We start from the raw sequence: 16,272 nt of genomic DNA on the forward strand, positions 1-16,272 counted from the left end.
CGGCCCCGAGGCCTATCTGCAGCGCCTGCAGTCGCGGCCCGACGCCGCCGAGGTGCTGCAGGGCATTCCCGATCCAAATTACCTTCTGATCCATGTCGCGGCCCAGCAGGTGATGCGGCGCCTGCCCGATGCCCGGCTCACGCTGTTCAAGGCCGAGGACACGGCCTTCTTCTATCACTCTGCCCTGCGCTGGAAGTGGTACCTGCTCTACCCCCAGCTGTGCCTGGCGAAGGCGCCGCAGGTGGCGGCGCCCATCGTCAAGCTGCGCGGCGGGGAGCGGCGCCATTTCACGGACATGCTGGCCTTGCACGGAGGTGCTGCGCCCGGCAGCATCTGGAGCCGCGCGCTGTCGGCGCGCTGAGACACACAAAGCGGGCCGAGGCCCGCTTTGTTCAATGCCCGCCTGCGAAGACTTCGCCGGCTTTCAGGCGGTACAGCGTGCCGCAGTAGGGGCACTTGGCTTCGCCGGTGTGGGCCACGTCCAGGTAGACCTTGGGATGGCTGTTCCACAGCTTCATGTCGGCCTTGGGGCTGGGGCAGAACACGCCGCCCTGGGCGTTGAGGTCCTTGGCCGCCAGTTCGACGGTGGCATTCGTTGTCATGCTTGCTTATCTCTTTCGTGGGTCTCTAGGGATGTTCAGACCCGAGTCAGCCAATGGGCGTACTTGGGGTTGCGGCCGTTGACGATGTCAAAGAAGGCCTGCTGGATCTTTTCGGTGAGAGGGCCGCGGCTGCCCGCGCCGATCTCGATGCGGTCCACCTCGCGGATGGGCGTGACTTCGGCGGCCGTGCCGGTGAAGAAGACTTCGTCGGCGATGTACAGCTCGTCGCGCGTGATGCGCTTTTGCACCACTTCCAGGCCCAGGTCCTTGCAGATGTGCATCACGGTATTGCGCGTGATGCCGTTGAGCGCGCCGGCCGACAGGTCGGGCGTGTAGACCACGCCGTCCTTGATGACGAAGATGTTCTCGCCCGAGCCCTCGGAGACGAAGCCCGAGGCGTCCAGCAGGATGGCCTCGTCGTAGCCGTCGTCCAGTGCCTCGGTGTTGGCCAGGATGGAGTTGGTGTAGTTGCTCACCGCCTTGGCCTGGCTCATGGTGATGTTCACATGGTGGCGCGTGAAGCTGGAGATCTTCACGCGGATGCCGCGCTGCATGCCTTCTTCGCCCAGGTAGGCGCCCCAGGCCCAGGCTGCAACCATCAGGTGGATGGTGTTGCCCTTGGGGGAGACGCCCAGCTTGCGGTCGCCGATCCAGGTCAGCGGGCGCAGGTAGCACGATTCCAGCTGGTTGGCGCGCACGACCTCGACCTGGGCCTGGTTCACCGCTTCCTGGGTGAACGGGATCTGCATGCGCAGGATCTTGGCGCTGTTGAACAGGCGCTTGGTGTGGTCTTGCAGGCGGAAGATGGCCGTGCCCTGCTCGGACTTGTAGGCCCGCACGCCCTCGAATGCGCCGCAGCCGTAATGCAGCGTGTGGGTCAGCACATGGATCTTGGCATCGCGCCAGTCCACCAGCTGGCCATCCATCCAGATCTTGCCGTCACGGTCGGCCATCGAGGGAACAACGGGGCTCATAGGAACATCCTTGGGGGTATTGAACAGAACACCAACCCGCTATTTTAGGGCGCAGGGGCTGCCTCGGAGGCCGCAGACGCCGGCTCGGGCTCGGGCGTGGGGCGTACCAGGGTCCACTTCATGAGACGGCCACTCTTGAACTCGCAGGTCACATGCGACTGCGTGCCGTCGGTCCAGCGGTAGATCTCGGGCTGCTGGCCCTCCTCGGACAGGCGCTCGCCCAGGGAGCGTGTCATGGCCACCACGTGCATCAGCGAGACCTTGGGCTTGAGCTTGACGTTGAGCATGACGGCGCTGCCCACATAGCCCATGGGCCGGTCCGCGGCCTTCCTCATGATGGACATCAGCCGCGTGAAATGCAGCAGCAGCCACATCATGATGCCGCCGCCCACGGCGACCACACCCATCCAGCCATAGGACTGGTGCGCAGCCACCAGCAGTACGAGCAGGCCCAGAGGAATCAGGATATTGCGCAAATTCATGGCGCCGATTGTCTTATGGAGGCGCCGCAGGGCCGCTGCGGACAGTGCGTATGCCCCCGCAATGCGCTCGGCAAGCGCGTCAGCCCATCCCTCGGACGATGTTCATGGCCTCGTCCACGCGTTCGACGGCATGAACGGTCAGACCAGGGATGGCCTTCTTGGGCGCATTGGCCTTGGGTACCACGGCCATGGTGAAGCCCAGCTTGGCCGCTTCCTTCAGGCGCTCCTGGCCGCGCGGCGCGGGGCGCACTTCGCCGGCCAGGCCCACTTCGCCAAAGGCGAGGAATCCCTTGGGCAGGGCGCGGCCACGCAGGCTGGAAGTGATGGACAGCATGACGGCCAGGTCGGCCGCAGGCTCGCTGATGCGCACGCCGCCCACGGCGTTGACGAACACATCCTGGTCCGCGCAGGCCACGCCCGCGTGGCGGCTGAGCACGGCCAGCAGCATGGCCAGCCGGTCGCGGTCCAGGCCCACGGACAGGCGACGCGGCGCGGGGCCGCCCTGATCGACCAGGGCCTGTATCTCCACGAGCATGGGGCGCGTGCCCTCCAGCGTGACCAGCACGCAGGAGCCGGGCACGGGCTCGCTGTGCTGGGACAGGAAGATGGCGCTGGGGTTGGTCACGCCCTTGAGGCCCTTCTCCGTCATGGCGAAGACGCCGATCTCGTTGACGGCGCCAAAGCGGTTCTTGATGGCGCGCACCAGGCGGAAGTTGCTGTGCGTATCGCCCTCGAAGTAGAGCACCGTGTCCACCATGTGCTCCAGCACGCGCGGTCCGGCCAGTGCGCCTTCCTTGGTCACGTGGCCGACCAGGATCACGGTGATGCCCGTGGTCTTGGCCGCGCGCGTGAGGTGGGCCGCGCATTCGCGCACCTGGGCCACCGAGCCCGGCGCCGAGGACAGCTGGTCCGAGTACACGGTCTGTATGGAGTCGATGACGACCACGGCCGGCTGGGTGGCCTCCATGGTGGCGAGGATCTTCTCCAGCTGGATCTCGGCCAGCACGTTGACCTGGCTGGCCTCCAGCCCCAGGCGGCGCGAGCGCAGCGCGACCTGGGCACCGCTTTCCTCGCCCGTGACATACAGCGTGGGCAGGCCGACGCGGTGCAGCGCGTCCATGGCCTGCAGCAGCAGGGTGGACTTGCCGATGCCGGGATCGCCACCAATCAGCACCACGCCGCCTTCGACGATGCCGCCGCCCAGCACGCGGTCCAGCTCCTCGATGCCGCTGGGCGTGCGCGCCACGTCCTGGGCCTCGATGGCCGACAGCGGCATCACGGCCTGGACATTGGCCAGGCCCGCATAGCCCTGGGGCTGGCTGAGCCGGTTCTTGCCCGCGCTCGCAGGCTCGGCAACGGCCTCGATCAGCGAGTTCCAGGCCCCGCAGGCCGGGCACTTGCCCAGCCAGCGCGGGCTGGTGCCTCCGCAGGCATTGCAGATGAACGTGGTTTTGTCTTTGGCCATGGGGTGAGCACTATACCGAGCGGTGGCTGCCGCCCTGGCACGCATGTTTCGCGCCTATCGCAGTTGCGTGACGGAAAGATATCGGTTATAGTTCACTTCTTCGCTGCAGAAAATGCAGTGAAAACGAAATTACTGCGGATTACCGCGCGATGGAGCAGTCTGGTAGCTCGTTGGGCTCATAACCCAAAGGTCGGAGGTTCAAATCCTTCTCGCGCAACCACCACGAAAAAAAGCCCACTTCGGTGGGCTTTTTTTCGTCTGTACTTCCGTTCTTTTCTCCAGGCAGGTCAGCTGGGATCGTTCAGGTCTTCATGGTGGTCAGCCGTGCCCTGCTTCCAGTAGGAGGCCACGCGCATGCGCTTGGGCGATGCGCCCTTGGCCAGCAGAAGGCGACGCAGCTCGGCCATGGCGCTGTGCTCGCCCGCCGCCCAGATATAGCCGTCGTCCTGGGGCAGCTCCAGCGCCTGCACGGCGTCGGCCAGCGATTCGACCCAGTCGCAGTCCAGCCGGGCCGTGCTGCTCCACTGGCGGCGGTCGGCCGGGTTGCGCAGCTGCACGCGCACCACGGCGCGGCTGCCGGCGGGCAGTTCGGCCAGGCGCCGCTCGATGGCGGGCATGGCGGTCTCGTCGCCGAACAGCCAATGCCATGGCAGGTTGGCCGAGATCACCAGGCTGCCGCGCGGCCCGGCCAGGCCCACCCACTGGCCCAGCGGGGCGGTCAGCGCCCATTCGGTGGCGGGGCCGGCATCGTGCAGCGCGAAATCCATGATGAGATTCTGGCGCGCGGCGTCGTAGCGCAGCGGGGTGTAGTCGCGCAAGGTGGGGCGCTCGTCCTCCACGAAGGTCGGGCGGCCATCGAGCAGCACGGGAAGCGCGGGCAGTTCGCGCCCGGCCTGCGGCAGGATGAGCTTGACGTGGTCGTCAAAACCGGCGCTGACGAAGTCCTCAAGATCGGGGCCGCCCAGGGTCAGGCGGACAAAGCCGGGGCTGGGCTGCTCGCGCGAGAGCAATTGCACATGGCGGGCGCGGAAGGAATGGCGGACACGCTGGACGACGGGGGCCGGTGTCACGGCAGAGGTGGCTGGATTGGGCAAGTTCATTGGCGAAACGGCCTGCGACGGCCTAGAATGTTGATTTAGTCCACCAATTCTCTGTCATCCGTTGACTTTGTCAACGTATTTCCACAAGACCCTGCCATGAATGCCTCCCTGCCCGCCGATATCTTCGAGGCCATGCACGAGCTGCTGCACCTTTTCCGGTCGCGCATGCGCGAGGACATGGAGTCCATGGAGCCCGGGCTGACGCCCAACGAGGTGCGCGTGCTGATGTACGTGGGCCGGCACCCGGGCCGCACGCAAAGGGATCTGGTCGATCACAGCCACATGGACAAGGCCCAGCTCGCGCGCATGCTGGCGCAGCTGCAGGAGCAGGGATGGCTGGACCGCGAACCGGACGCCCGCGACCGCCGCGTGCGCTGCCTGAGCCTCAGCCCCCAAGGGCAGGCCCTGTTCGACCGGCTGCGCCAGTCGCGCCAGGCGCTGGCGGCCCGGCTGCTCAAGGATTGGGAGCCCGCCGCGCAACAGCAGTTGATGGCGCTGCTGGAGCGGGCCAGGGACAGCGTGGAAGCCGCGCCCTGATCAATCGATGGTCTTGTTCACGCGCGGCGCGACGGCGCACATGAGTTCATAGCCCAGCGTGCCTGCGGCCTCGGCCACCTCGTCGATGGGCAGCACGGCGCCGTTGCTGGCGCGGCCCCACAGCGTGACCTCGCTGCCCATGCCGGCATCGGGCACGGGCGTCAGGTCCACGGCCAGCATGTCCATGCTCACGCGGCCCAGGGTGCGGGTGCGCACGCCGTTCACCAGCACGGGCGTGCCCGTGCCGCAGTGGCGTGGATAGCCGTCGGCATAGCCGCAGGCCACGGTGCCCAGGCGCAGGGGGCCCTCGGCCGTGAAGCGCGATCCATAGCCCACGCTCTGCCCCTCGGTCAGTTGCTGCACGCCGATGATGCGCGAGCTCAGCGTCTGCGTGGGCTGCAGGTCCCAGTGGGCCGCCGTGTGCTGCGGATAGTCGGGGGAGCTGCCGTAGAGCACGATGCCCGGCCGCACCCAGTCGCAGCGCACCAGCGCGTCGTCGCCCTGGCGCAGCGTGGCTGCGCTGTTGCCCACGCTGCGCTCGCCGGGCAGGTCGCGCGTGGCGTCATGAAAGCGCTGCAGCTGTGCCGAGATTCCGGGCTGTCCGGCCCCTGCGTCGGCATCGCTGAAATGGGTCATGAACGAGATTTCCTCCACCTGGGGCAAGGCGTTCAGCCGGGCCCAGGCCGCGCGGTATCGCTCGGGCGTGAAGCCCAGGCGGTTCATGCCGGAGTTCATCTTGAGGAAGACGCGGTGGCCGTTCTGCGTCTTGTGCGCGGCCAGCCAGTCGATCTGGGCGTCGCAGTGCACGGCATGCCAGATGGACAGGCGCGAGCACAGCTCCAGGTCGCGCGGCTCGAAGACCCCCTCCAGCAGCAGGATGGGGCCGCGCCAGCCCAGCTGGCGCACACGCTCGGCCTCGGCCAGGTCCAGCATGGCGAAGCCGTCGGCGCCGCGCAGGGCCTCGAACACGTTCTCGATACCGTGGCCATAGGCGTTGGCTTTGACCACGGCCCACAATTTGGCATCGGGGACCGCCTGCCGCACCCGCTCCAGGTTGTGGCGAAGCGCGGCGGAATGGATGGTGGCAAGAATGGGACGCGGCATGGTTTTCACTCAGTCAGAAGCTTGGGATTCTGGCACTGCCGGCCGAAGGCCGCGTGATATAACCGCCAGTCACTTGCCACGGGGTCCTTATTTAACCGGTCAGCAGCCCTGCAGCTGACCCCATCTGCCTATCCATGAAGCGCGGTTTCTACACCATCATGTCAGCGCAGTTCTTCAGCTCGCTGGCAGACAACGCCCTGTTCGTGACCGCCGTGGAACTGCTGCGCACCAATGGCGCCCCCGAGTGGCAGCGCGCCGCCCTGGTGCCCATGTTCGCGCTGTTCTACGTGATCCTGGCCCCCTTCGTCGGCGCCTTTGCCGACGCCCTGCCCAAGGGGCGGGTGATGTTCATCAGCAATGCGATCAAGATCGTGGGCTGCCTGATGATGCTGTTCGGCAACCACCCGCTGATCGCCTACGCCGTGGTGGGCCTGGGCGCAGCGGCCTACTCGCCGGCCAAGTACGGCATCCTCACCGAGCTGCTGCCCGCCTCCCAGCTGGTCAAGGCCAATGGCTGGATCGAGGGGCTGACCATCACCTCCATCATCCTGGGCGTGCTCGTGGGCGGGCAGTTGCTGAGCCCGGGCATCTCGGCCCATCTGCTGGACTTTGACCTGCCGCTGCTGGACACGGGCGTGGACACGGCCGCCGAAGCGGCGATTGCCGTGCTGGTCGGCGTCTATGCGCTGGCCGCCTGGTTCAACCTGCGCATTCCGCTGACCGACACCATCCTGCGCCCGCTGCGCCAGGACCCCAGCAAGAGCCTGCTGGCCAACACCCTGGCCCTGCTGCCCGACTTCTGGACCTGCAGCCAGCGGCTGTGGGGGGACAAGCTGGGCCAGATCTCGCTGTCCACGACCACGCTGTTCTGGGGCGTGTCGGGCAACCTGCGCTACATCGTGCTGGCCTGGGGCGCGGCGGCCCTGGGCTACGGCACCTCCCAGGCATCGGCCCTGGTGGGCGTGGTGGCCATCGGCACGGCCGCAGGCGCCATCCTCGCGTCCATGCGCATGCGGCTGGACAACGCCACGCGCGTGATTCCGCTGGGCATCACCATGGGCCTGCTGGTGATCGCCATGATCTTCATCAAGAGCGTGTGGGTGGCCATTCCCTTCCTGATCCTGCTGGGCGGCCTGGGCGGCTTCCTGGTCGTGCCCATGAATGCGCTGCTGCAGCACCGCGGCCACAACCTCATGGGCGCGGGCCGCTCGATTGCCGTGCAGAACTTCAACGAGCAGGCCTGCATCCTGGCGCTGGGCGCCTTCTATGCGCTGTCCACCAAGTTCGGACTGTCGGCTTTCGGCGCCATCACGGTGTTCGGCCTGGTGGTGGCCGGCATCATGTGGCTGATCGGCCGCTGGCACGTCAGCAACGTGCGCAACTATCCCGAGGAAGTCGAGCGCCTGCTGGTGATTGCCCGCAAGGATTGTCATTGAGACTACCCCCTGAGGCGCTTCGCGCCTTCCCCCAGGGGGGACGACACCCTCGCGGCGGGGCGGCCCTGGCTCGGTGTCTCTCGCTTTGGGCCTCGCCAGTTCCATAGGGCGCTATCGATTGATAGGCCTGGTCTAAATGGTCTTCTCGTATTGTGTTCGGTGCGGGCTTTGCCTGACCGGGCACTTTTTCGTGGTTTTATGCACAGCCCCCTGCCCGTTCTCGCCCTGCTGTTCAACACCCTGGTCTGGGGTCTGGCCTGGTGGCCGTTTCGCGCCATGCACGAAGCCGGCCTGCATCCGCTGTGGGCCACGGCGCTGATGTATGCCCTGGTGCTGGCAGGGCTGGTGGCGCTGCGCCCGGCCAGCCTGCGCCAGGCGCTGCAGTACCCGGCGCTGATCCTGCTGGGCGCCTGCGCGGGCAGCAACAACATCGCCTTCAACTGGGCCGTGACCATTGGCGATGTGGTGCGCGTGGTGCTGCTGTTCTATCTGATGCCGGCGTGGTCCGTGCTGCTGGCCTGGAAGATCCTGGGCGAGCGGCCCACGCCGGCCGCGCTGACGCGGCTGCTGCTGGCCTTTGGCGGGGTGGCGCTGGTGCTGGTGCCCGAGGGCACATTCAGCGGCGGCTCGCCCGGGCTTCTGCGAGGTCTGTCGCTGGCCGACGGCCTGGCACTGTTCGGCGGCTTCACCTTTGCGCTGACCAACGTGCTGCTGCGCCGCCTGCAGGCCGTGCCGGCGCAGGCGCGCATGCTGGCCATGTTCAGCGGCTGCATGGCCATGGGGCTGGCCAGCGCCTTCGCGGGCAGCAGCGTGGGGCTGGTGCCGCCCATGCCTGCGCCGCAGGCCGGCTGGATGCTGATTGCCGCCGGCCTGGCCGTGCTGCTGATGCTGGGCAACTGGGCGCTGCAGTTCGGCGCCGCACGCCTGCCGGCCGGCGTGACCGCCGTGGTCATGCTGGCCGAGGTGGTGTTTGCCAGCGTCTCCTCGGTGTTGATTGCAGGCGAGGTGCTGACGCCGCGCACGCTGCTGGGCGGCGCCTGCATCATCGCGGCCGCGCTGCTGTCTGCACTGGCGCATGCACGGCGGCGTGGGGCTTGACGCCCTGCCCGTACTCACGCTGCGCAATCAGCCCGTGAGCTGCCCGGCCAGCAGCAGGTAGCCCGGCAGCCAGCCCGTGAGCACGCCCTGCGCAATGCACAGGGCGCCCGTCACGCGGCCGATGTTGCGGCCCAGGGCCAGCAGCACGAAGAACATGGCCCACAGCACGGCCCAGGCCGCCCAGTTGGCCGCCATCCACCAGTCGATGGCGGTGCGCGCGCCCAGCAGGGTGTCGATGGCCACGGGCACCGCAGTGATGGCCACGAACAGGCTGAACCAGCCCAGGCCCCGGCCATCGGCGCCCGTGAAGCGGTTGATGGCCACCCACAGGTAGGTGAAGGCGAACAGCAGGGTCAGCGCGCCGGTCTTGACCGAAGCCGCATCAGGCTCGGGCCCGAAGGCAGAGGCCAGGCCGATGATCAGCGAGACCAGGCCCGCGAACACGTTGATGACCCAGATCTCCCGGTCGGCAATGCGCCCCAGCATCCACAGGCCGTTCAGGCACAGCACGGCGCCCACGTAGAACAACGACAAACCCAGCCACATCGCAAGTCTCCTTTTGCTTTTTGCCTTTTGCTTTTGAAGTGCCTTGCGCGCCGTGTTCATTTCCCGGAACGAGCGCGCACGGCAAGGCGCCGCCGCCCCGTGGCCGGGTGCAGCGGCGTCCGTGAAACAGTTCATCCCCGGGCCCGCCCCTGGTGGGCATCTGCGTGCTGGCGGAAGGGTCCGCTGCAGAGATGCCGCCTGTGATCCAGGGCAGGTGCACCGGCGCGGCCCTTGCCGGGCACGCGGCGGTGGAGTGTGCCGGCAGGCGGTGCTGCCGGTCTTTGGCGCCGGTCCTTGGGGCCGGTCCTTGATGCCTCAGGCCGCCTGCGTCTGCAGGCGGCGGCGGGCGCGTTCCAGCTGCTGCGCCACCTGGCGCGGGTTCATGCCGTACATGTCGGCAAAGCCGGCTTCGGAGGTCTGGCCGCTGGCCTCGAAGGCGCGCAGCAGCGCCTCGTCGCGTGCGGTGCGCGCATCGGCCTCGGCCAGTGCCTCGGCCACCAGGGTGTTGGTGGCCTCGTCACGGCCTTGCACACGCGCCGCGTAGTCGTCGCGCGACAGGCCCGATGCCTCGTAGGCCGCGATGATGCGGTTGCGCAGCTTGGGCGCCAGGTCTTCGGGCGAGCGGTGCTGGCGGCGGCGGAAGACTTCGATCAGCGCATGGTGCACATGCTCGGGCGCCATGGCCTCGACCGACTGGCCCTGCAGGTCATGCCGGGCCTGGCCGCTGGCCACCACGGTGAGGTAGCGGCTCGAGCGCGTGTGCTGGGACAGGGCCAGCTTGAGCTGGTCGCGGTCAATGGCTTCAGGATGGGCGGCCAGCAGGTCTTCGAAGATGCCGCGCTTGAGCGGCAGCGGCTGCTCGCCGAACAGGTTCGGATGCCATTGGGCCAGTTGCGCCAGCAGCGGGTGCTGGGTGCGCACGGGCCTGGAAGCGTTGGCCTCGGCACTGGCGGCCGTGCCGGATGCGGCATCGGCGGCAGGCTCGGTGGCCTTGCCCTTGTTGCGGCCACGTCCGCCACGGCGCGAGCGCTTGCGGCCCTGGCCATCGGCGCTGGCTGCAGCCTGCGGCTCGGTGCCGGCAGCGGCGTCCGCCGGCAGCGCGGCGCTCTGTTCTTGCGGTTCAGACACGGATTCAGTCATGGCGGAGCACGTGGGCTTGGAGAAAACGAAACCCCGCATCATGCCAGCATTGCAAAGGCTTGCGCGGGCATAGGCCCCACGGCGTCGCGCTGGAGGCACAGATGCGCAGTCGGTACGCGGCGGGTCTCAGGCCAGCAGGGCCTCGTCCAGCACCTCTATCCAGTGGCGCACGGGCAGGTCCGTGCCGTTTTGCAGGTGGACGATGCAGCCCATGTTGGCCGAGAGGATGGCGGCGGGCCGCCGGGCATCGAAGCCTTCGGTCAGCGCACCGATCTTGCGGTCGCGCAACTGGTGCGAGAGTTCGGGCTGCAGCACCGAGTAGGTTCCCGCCGAGCCGCAGCACAGGTGCGACTCGGTGCGCGCCACGCGCAGCTCGAAGCCCAGCCTGGCCAGATGGGTTTCCACGCCGCCGCGCAGCTTTTGCCCGTGCTGCAGCGTGCAGGGCGGGTGGTAGGCCATGGGCGCGGCCGGTGCGCGCACCCTGCCCTGCAGGCGCTCGGCCAGCTCGGGCAGGAGTTCGGGCAACAGCTCGCTCAGGTCGCGCGTGAGGGCGCTGATGCGGGCTGCCTTGTCCGCGTACTGCGCATCGTCCTTGAGCAGGTGGCCGTATTCCTTGACGGTGACGCCGCAGCCCGAGGCATTCATGACAATGGCCTCCACCGCGCCGCTGTCCACCTGCGGCCACCAGGCGTCGATATTGGCGCGCATCTGCGCCTTGCCGCCTTCCTGGTCGTTGAGGTGGAATTTCACGGCGCCGCAGCAACCGGCCTTGGGCGCGATCACGGTCTGTATGCCGGCCGCATCCAGCACGCGCGCCGTGGCGAAGTTGATGCGCGGCATCATGGCCGGCTGCACGCATCCGGCCAGCAGCAGCACCTTGCGCGCATGCTCGCGCACGGGCCAGGCGCCCGCATCCTGGGGCTGGGGCACTTTCTCGGCCAGGACTTCGGGCAGCAGGCCGCGCACGGCCTGGCCCAGCTTCAGGGCCGGGGCGAACAGCGGCGAGTTCAGCCCCTCCTTGAGCGCCCAGCGCCTGGCGCGCTCGCCCAAGGGGCGCGGCACCTGTTCCTCGACGATCTTGCGGCCTATGTCCACCAGGTGGCCGTACTGCACGCCGCTGGGGCAGGTGCTTTCGCAGTTGCGGCAGGTCAGGCAGCGGTCCAGGTGCTGCTGGGTGGCGCGCGTGGGCTTCTCGCCCTCCAGCACCTGCTTGATCAGGTAGATGCGGCCACGCGGCCCGTCCAGCTCGTCGCCCAGCAATTGGTAGGTCGGGCAGGTGGCCGTGCAAAAGCCGCAGTGCACGCACTTGCGCAGAATGGCTTCGGCCTCCTGGCCCTCGGGCGTGGCGCGGTACTGGGGTGCGAGTTGGGTCTGCATGGTGGGGCTCTTGTTGTATGGATATCGGGGAACGGTCAGGCACGGCAGCTGGACACGGCGGTCATGCGCGAGGCGCGGCCCGCCGGCCCAGCAGCAGGGGCAGCCGCGCACGGTCGGCCCACAGCGGCGGCAGCGACAGCAGGCACAGCACCACGGCCAGCGGCACGACGAACACAAAGCCCAGGTGCCGGAAACCCAGCGCACCCGCAATGCCGCCCAGCAGGAACATGGACAGCAGCCCTGCGAACAGCCGCAGCCGCACATGGTTGGCGTGGACCCGGTGCTCGGGCGGGCTGCCGTGGCGATTCCAGTAGAGCGCGCGGCCCAGCTCCATGCCCAGGTCGGTGATCACGCCCGTCATGTGCGTGGTGCGGATCTGCGAGGACGACATCTTGGTCACCGTGGCGTTCTGCAATCCCATGATGAAGGACAGCAGCAGCACGGCCAGCGGCACGGCGAACGGCGTGGGCCAGGCCAGCATGGCCGCGCCCAGCACGCCGAAGAGCAGCATCAGCGCGGCTTCCAGCAGCAGCGGCAGCGCATAGCTGCTGCGCAGCCGGTGGTGGCGCGCCCAGTTGACCAGCAGCGACGTTGCGGCCGCGCCGCACAGAAAGGCCAGCAGCGCGCCGCAGGCACTGAGCACCAGCGCCGTATTGCCCAGCACGAGGTTGTCGGCCAGCAGCGAGACAAAGCCCGTCATGTGCGAGGTATAGGAGTGCACCAGCAAAAAGCCGCCCGCATTCACCGCACCCGCGTTGAAGGCCAGCAGCAGGCCCAGCGTGCGGTTGCTGGCCACCGTGCGGTGCCGGTCCGTGAGCAGGTGCAGGTGGTGGCGCATGCGCATGGGCGGAGCCAGGCGTTGGCCCGGCCTACCAGGCGGCGGCCAGCCGGCCGCGGTTGAAGATGCCCGCAGGATCGAAGGCCTGCTTGAGCCGCGCATGCAGCGCGGCCGTGGCATCGGCCGCCTGGGCGTCGAAATCGGGCTCGGCGCCGGGCTGGCCTGCGGCCTCGGAGCGGAACAAGGTGGCCGATCCGCCCGCTGCTTTTGCCAGCGCGCGCAGCGCATGGCCCAGCGCACGCGGCGCCTGTACCCAGCGCAGTGCGCCGTGCCATTCGATCAGCGGCCCCGTGCAGCCGTCCGGCAGCGCCAGGGCCGGAGCCGTCTGCGGCACGGACAGGCGCCACAGCGCATGGCCCGGCGCGCGTGCGGTGAACCAGGGCAGCTGCTGCTCGCGGCAGGCCTGCCAGTCGGCAGCAGCATGCACAGGGTCCATGCGCTGCACACGCTCGCCACCCAGGCGCTCGCAGGCCGCCTGCACGGCGGCACGCGCGCCGCGCAGGCGCAGGTACAGCACGCCCTGGGCTGCGGCCTCTTCCTGCAGCCAGCAACTGGCATTGAGCGGCAGCGGCTGCCCGCCCCAGGCATTGAGCCAGTCCAGCGCCTGCTGCTGAGTGCATTCGAAGCGCAGCGTGGCCTCGGCCGGCGCCACGGGCAGCACCTTGAGGCTGACCTCGGTGATCAGGCCCAGCGCGCCCCAGGAGCCCGCCATCAGCCGCGAGACGTCGTAGCCCGCCACGTTCTTCATGACCTGCCCGCCGTAGCGCAGCAGCTCGCCCTGGCCGTTGATCATCTCCAGCCCCAGCACGAAGTCGCGCACGGCGCCCACGCTGGCACGCGAAGGCCCGGACAGCCCGCTGGCCACCATGCCGCCCACGGTGGCGTTGCGGCTGTCTCCGTCGAAATGCGGAGGCTCGAAGGCCAGGCACTGGCCCTGTGCCGCGAGCAGGGCCTCGACCTCGGCCAGCGGCGTGCCGGCGCGCACGGTCACGACCAGCTCGCTGGGCTCATAGCTGACCACGCCGGCCAGCGCCCGCGTGTCCAGCAGCTCGCCCTGCAGGGCCAGGCCGTGAAAATCCTTGGTGCCGCCGCCGCGTATGCGCAGCGGCGTGGCATCGGCCGCAGCAGCGCGCACGCGCTGGGCGATCTGGAGGAGGTGGCTTTGGGCTGAATCCATGGCCTGCATCGTAGCGGCTGGGCCCTTTTGCGCCTCGGTGCGGACCCGTGAATTTTTTGAACGGCGTGCTTGAAGTTCTGCGGGCGGCGCAAAACACCCTCACCCAAAAGGCAAAGGCAGACGCCGGATCAGCCGCCTGAGCCCCTCATCGGAGAGGCTCGAAAGGATGGACCTGGATGTCGGCGTCGGGAAACGAGGCGACCAGCCTCAGCTCGCCGCCCAGCGCACGGACGTACTCGCGCAGCGTGCTCACGTACATGTCCTCGCGGCGCTCCAGCTTGGAGATGGATGCTTGCTCCACGTTCATGGCCCTGGCCACTTCGACCTGTGTCACGTTGCGGGCCTTGCGCAATTCCTGGAGCTGCATTTCCACCAGCATGGCCTCGGCCCGCGCGGCGGCCCGGGACTGTGCCTCAGGCGACATCCTGGCGCGCAGTTCACTGAATTTCCTGGCCATCGATTCGTCCTTCCTTTTGCAGGGTTCCGAGGTGGGTGTCGTACAGCCGGTCGGCAATGGGCACATGCACCTCATACCAGCGGCCGTCGCCCGTTTTGTCGCCGCCGATCAGCAAGATTGCGCAGCGGCGCGGATCGAACGCGTAAAGCAGCCGGTAAGGCCGTCCCTCATGTTGCACACGAAGCTCACGCATGTGCGGATGCCTGGAACTCCCGATGCCGGACGTATGGGGATACCCGAGATTCGGCCCTCTTGCCTCCAGCAGACGCACCGATGCGTCGATGGACTCCTGCTCGGCCTGCGTCAGATCAGCCCACCAGTCGCCAAGCTCGTCGGTGTACTCCACCTCCCAGGGTTGGGTCATTATTCCCTCCAGAATATATTCCGTCAATGGCATATAGGCCAAAGATCCGTCTTATAACGGAGCTCACCATAAGGCGGTTGGCGTGCGGCAGGCCTCCTGATTTCCTCAGCCGCTGAAGGGCGTTTGCGGCGCGGCAATGAAAAAAGGCCCCGGTGCAAGCACCGAGGCCAATCCGCAATGAACTCCCTGGAAACCGATCAGCGGTAGTACGCCACCTCGCCGTGCGTGGTGATGTCCAGGCCCTGGCGTTCGGACTCTTCGCTGACGCGCAGGCCGACGACCAGGTCGCAGATCTTGTAGGAGATGCCAGCCACCACGCCGGACCAGACGATGGTCAGCAGCACGCTCTTGACCTGCACCCACACTTGATGGCCCATGTTGAAGTCTGCGGGCTCGATGCCGCCCAGGCTGGAGGCGCAGAACACGCCGGTCAGGATGGCACCCAGGATGCCGCCCACACCGTGCACGCCGAACACGTCGCAGACATCATCGACCTTGAGCAGCTTCTTGAGGCCCGACACACCCCACAGGCAGACGGGACCGGCGATCAGGCCCATGACGATGGCACCCATGGGGCCCACGAGGCCGGCCGCCGGGGTGATGACCACCAGGCCGCCCACGGCGCCCGAGGCGGCGCCCAGCATCGAGGCCTTGCCCTTGTGCAGGGCTTCGGCGGCCAGCCAGGAGATGGTGGCGGCGCCCGTGGCGACGATGGTGTTGATGAAGGCCAGGCCGGCAATGCCGTTGGCAGCGCCTGCCGAGCCGGCGTTGAAGCCGAACCAGCCCACCCACAGCAGCGAGGCACCGACCATGGTCAGCGTCAGGCTGTGCGGAGGCAGGGCTTCACGGCCGAAGCCGATGCGCTTGCCCAGCATGTAGGAGCCCACCAGACCGGCGATACCGGCGTTGATGTGCACCACGGTGCCGCCGGCGAAGTCCAGCGCGCCGTCCTTGCCCAGCAGGCCGCCACCCCAGACCATGTGGGCCATGGGGATGTAGCTGAAGGTGAACCACAGCACCGAGAACAGGATCACGGCCGAGAACTTGATGCGCTCGGCGAAGGCGCCGACGATCAGGGCCACGGTGATGGCGGCGAACGTGGACTGGAAGGCCACGAACACGTACTCGGGAATGGTCGGCAGCGCGCCGGACAGCGTGTCGGGCGCGATGCCCTTGAGGAAGATCTTGCCGAAGCCGCCGAAGAAGTTGCCTTCGCCCGCAAAGGCCAGCGAGTAGCCGTACACGGCCCACAGCAGCGTGATCAGCGAGAAGATCACGAACACCTGGCAGAGCACGGACAGCATGTTCTTCGTGCGCACCAGGCCGCCGTAGAACAGTGCCAGGCCCGGGATCACCATCAGGATCACCAGCATGGTCGAGGTCAGCATCCAGGCCGTGTCACCGGCGCTGAGTGCGGGGGCCGGCGCCTCGGCTGCGGCCGCGGCGGCGGGGGCTGCTGCAGCGGCCGCATCGGCAACGGCTGCAGCGGCGGCGGGCTCCTGTGCCAGGGCAGCGGCGCCTGCGGCCAGCAGGCCCAGCCCCAGGCCCATGGAAAGAAGTCGTTTGGTCATGGCA

At 68.0% G+C, this 16,272-nt stretch carries 17 protein-coding genes, 1 tRNA gene and 1 pseudogene; 5 read left to right on the forward strand and 14 right to left on the reverse strand.

All coding sequences use genetic code 11. The features are described from left to right. A pseudogene (locus JHD82_RS11270) lies at positions 1 to 361 on the forward strand (capsular biosynthesis protein); the annotation flags it as partial. Between the two features lie 31 nt (positions 362 to 392). On the opposite strand, the gene JHD82_RS11275 reads toward JHD82_RS11270, so the two are convergent. The 4 genes from JHD82_RS11275 to radA all read right to left on the reverse strand — a co-directional run bounded on the left by JHD82_RS11275 (position 393) and on the right by radA (position 3,523). Then, positions 393 to 602 carry a zinc-finger domain-containing protein gene (locus tag JHD82_RS11275; protein WP_012202256.1) on the reverse strand — a complete coding sequence of 70 codons (210 nt, stop codon included), beginning with the start codon at positions 600 to 602 and terminating at the stop codon, positions 393 to 395. A gap of 35 nt (positions 603 to 637) precedes the next feature. Then, positions 638 to 1,576, reverse strand: coding sequence for a branched-chain amino acid transaminase (locus JHD82_RS11280; protein WP_013800188.1), 939 nt, complete (start codon positions 1,574 to 1,576; stop codon positions 638 to 640). Positions 1,577 to 1,620: 44 nt separating this feature from the next. After that, positions 1,621 to 2,058, reverse strand: coding sequence for a glycerate kinase (locus tag JHD82_RS11285; RefSeq protein ID WP_199136521.1), 438 nt, complete (start codon positions 2,056 to 2,058; stop codon positions 1,621 to 1,623). A gap of 79 nt (positions 2,059 to 2,137) precedes the next feature. Then, entirely contained in the window at positions 2,138 to 3,523 is a 1,386-nt protein-coding gene (radA, locus tag JHD82_RS11290; RefSeq protein ID WP_043821911.1) for a DNA repair protein RadA, read from the reverse strand. 143 nt (positions 3,524 to 3,666) lie between these two features. On the opposite strand from radA, the gene JHD82_RS11295 reads away from it, so the two are divergent. Next, positions 3,667 to 3,743, forward strand: a tRNA-Met gene (locus JHD82_RS11295). Positions 3,744 to 3,810: 67 nt separating this feature from the next. Here the strand turns inward: JHD82_RS11295 and JHD82_RS11300 are convergent. Continuing rightward, on the reverse strand, positions 3,811 to 4,623 hold the full coding sequence (locus tag JHD82_RS11300) for a siderophore-interacting protein (RefSeq protein ID WP_012202252.1): 813 nt from the start codon (positions 4,621 to 4,623) through the stop codon (positions 3,811 to 3,813). A gap of 96 nt (positions 4,624 to 4,719) precedes the next feature. Here JHD82_RS11300 and JHD82_RS11305 point away from each other — a divergent pair, with 96 nt between their 5' ends. Further along, complete coding sequence (locus JHD82_RS11305; protein ID WP_012202251.1) at positions 4,720 to 5,160, forward strand: MarR family winged helix-turn-helix transcriptional regulator; 441 nt, start codon at positions 4,720 to 4,722, stop codon at positions 5,158 to 5,160. Here the strand turns inward: JHD82_RS11305 and alr are convergent, their stop codons facing one another. After that, positions 5,161 to 6,264 (reverse strand): alanine racemase, encoded by a 1,104-nt coding sequence (gene alr, locus JHD82_RS11310; RefSeq protein WP_199136523.1) that lies wholly within the window; start codon positions 6,262 to 6,264, stop codon positions 5,161 to 5,163. Positions 6,265 to 6,398: 134 nt separating this feature from the next. Between alr and lplT the strand changes: the two genes are divergently transcribed. Both lplT and JHD82_RS11320 read left to right on the forward strand, forming a co-directional pair. Then, positions 6,399 to 7,700: a lysophospholipid transporter LplT gene (lplT, locus tag JHD82_RS11315; protein WP_012202249.1), complete on the forward strand. Its 1,302-nt coding sequence runs from the start codon at positions 6,399 to 6,401 to the stop codon at positions 7,698 to 7,700. Between the two features lie 198 nt (positions 7,701 to 7,898). Then, positions 7,899 to 8,798: a DMT family transporter gene (locus JHD82_RS11320; RefSeq protein WP_034397804.1), complete on the forward strand. Its 900-nt coding sequence runs from the start codon at positions 7,899 to 7,901 to the stop codon at positions 8,796 to 8,798. Between the two features lie 27 nt (positions 8,799 to 8,825). Here JHD82_RS11320 and JHD82_RS11325 read toward each other — a convergent pair whose 3' ends face one another. From JHD82_RS11325 to amt, 8 genes are all read right to left on the reverse strand, one after another. Continuing rightward, entirely contained in the window at positions 8,826 to 9,344 is a 519-nt protein-coding gene (locus tag JHD82_RS11325) for an AmiS/UreI family transporter (protein WP_013800183.1), read from the reverse strand. Positions 9,345 to 9,659: 315 nt separating this feature from the next. Then, complete coding sequence (locus JHD82_RS11330) at positions 9,660 to 10,526, reverse strand: ProQ/FinO family protein (protein WP_034397802.1); 867 nt, start codon at positions 10,524 to 10,526, stop codon at positions 9,660 to 9,662. Positions 10,527 to 10,610: 84 nt separating this feature from the next. After that, entirely contained in the window at positions 10,611 to 11,861 is a 1,251-nt protein-coding gene (gene glcF, locus JHD82_RS11335; protein WP_199136525.1) for a glycolate oxidase subunit GlcF, read from the reverse strand. 61 nt (positions 11,862 to 11,922) lie between these two features. After that, entirely contained in the window at positions 11,923 to 12,705 is a 783-nt protein-coding gene (locus JHD82_RS11340; RefSeq protein WP_012202244.1) for a YoaK family protein, read from the reverse strand. 25 nt (positions 12,706 to 12,730) lie between these two features. Beyond that, positions 12,731 to 13,885 (reverse strand): glycolate oxidase subunit GlcE, encoded by a 1,155-nt coding sequence (glcE, locus tag JHD82_RS11345; protein ID WP_199136527.1) that lies wholly within the window; start codon positions 13,883 to 13,885, stop codon positions 12,731 to 12,733. A gap of 136 nt (positions 13,886 to 14,021) precedes the next feature. Beyond that, entirely contained in the window at positions 14,022 to 14,333 is a 312-nt protein-coding gene (locus tag JHD82_RS11350; protein WP_013800179.1) for an XRE family transcriptional regulator, read from the reverse strand. Further along, on the reverse strand, positions 14,314 to 14,697 hold the full coding sequence (locus tag JHD82_RS11355) for a type II toxin-antitoxin system RelE/ParE family toxin (RefSeq protein WP_199136529.1): 384 nt from the start codon (positions 14,695 to 14,697) through the stop codon (positions 14,314 to 14,316). The genes JHD82_RS11350 and JHD82_RS11355 overlap by 20 nt, the downstream gene beginning before the upstream one ends. A 197-nt stretch (positions 14,698 to 14,894) precedes the next feature. Next, complete coding sequence (amt, locus tag JHD82_RS11360) at positions 14,895 to 16,268, reverse strand: ammonium transporter (RefSeq protein ID WP_012202242.1); 1,374 nt, start codon at positions 16,266 to 16,268, stop codon at positions 14,895 to 14,897. Positions 16,269 to 16,272 lie beyond the last annotated feature (4 nt).

The organism is Delftia sp. ASV31, assembly GCF_016428765.1.
GTDB lineage: Bacteria > Pseudomonadota > Gammaproteobacteria > Burkholderiales > Burkholderiaceae_C > Comamonas > Comamonas acidovorans.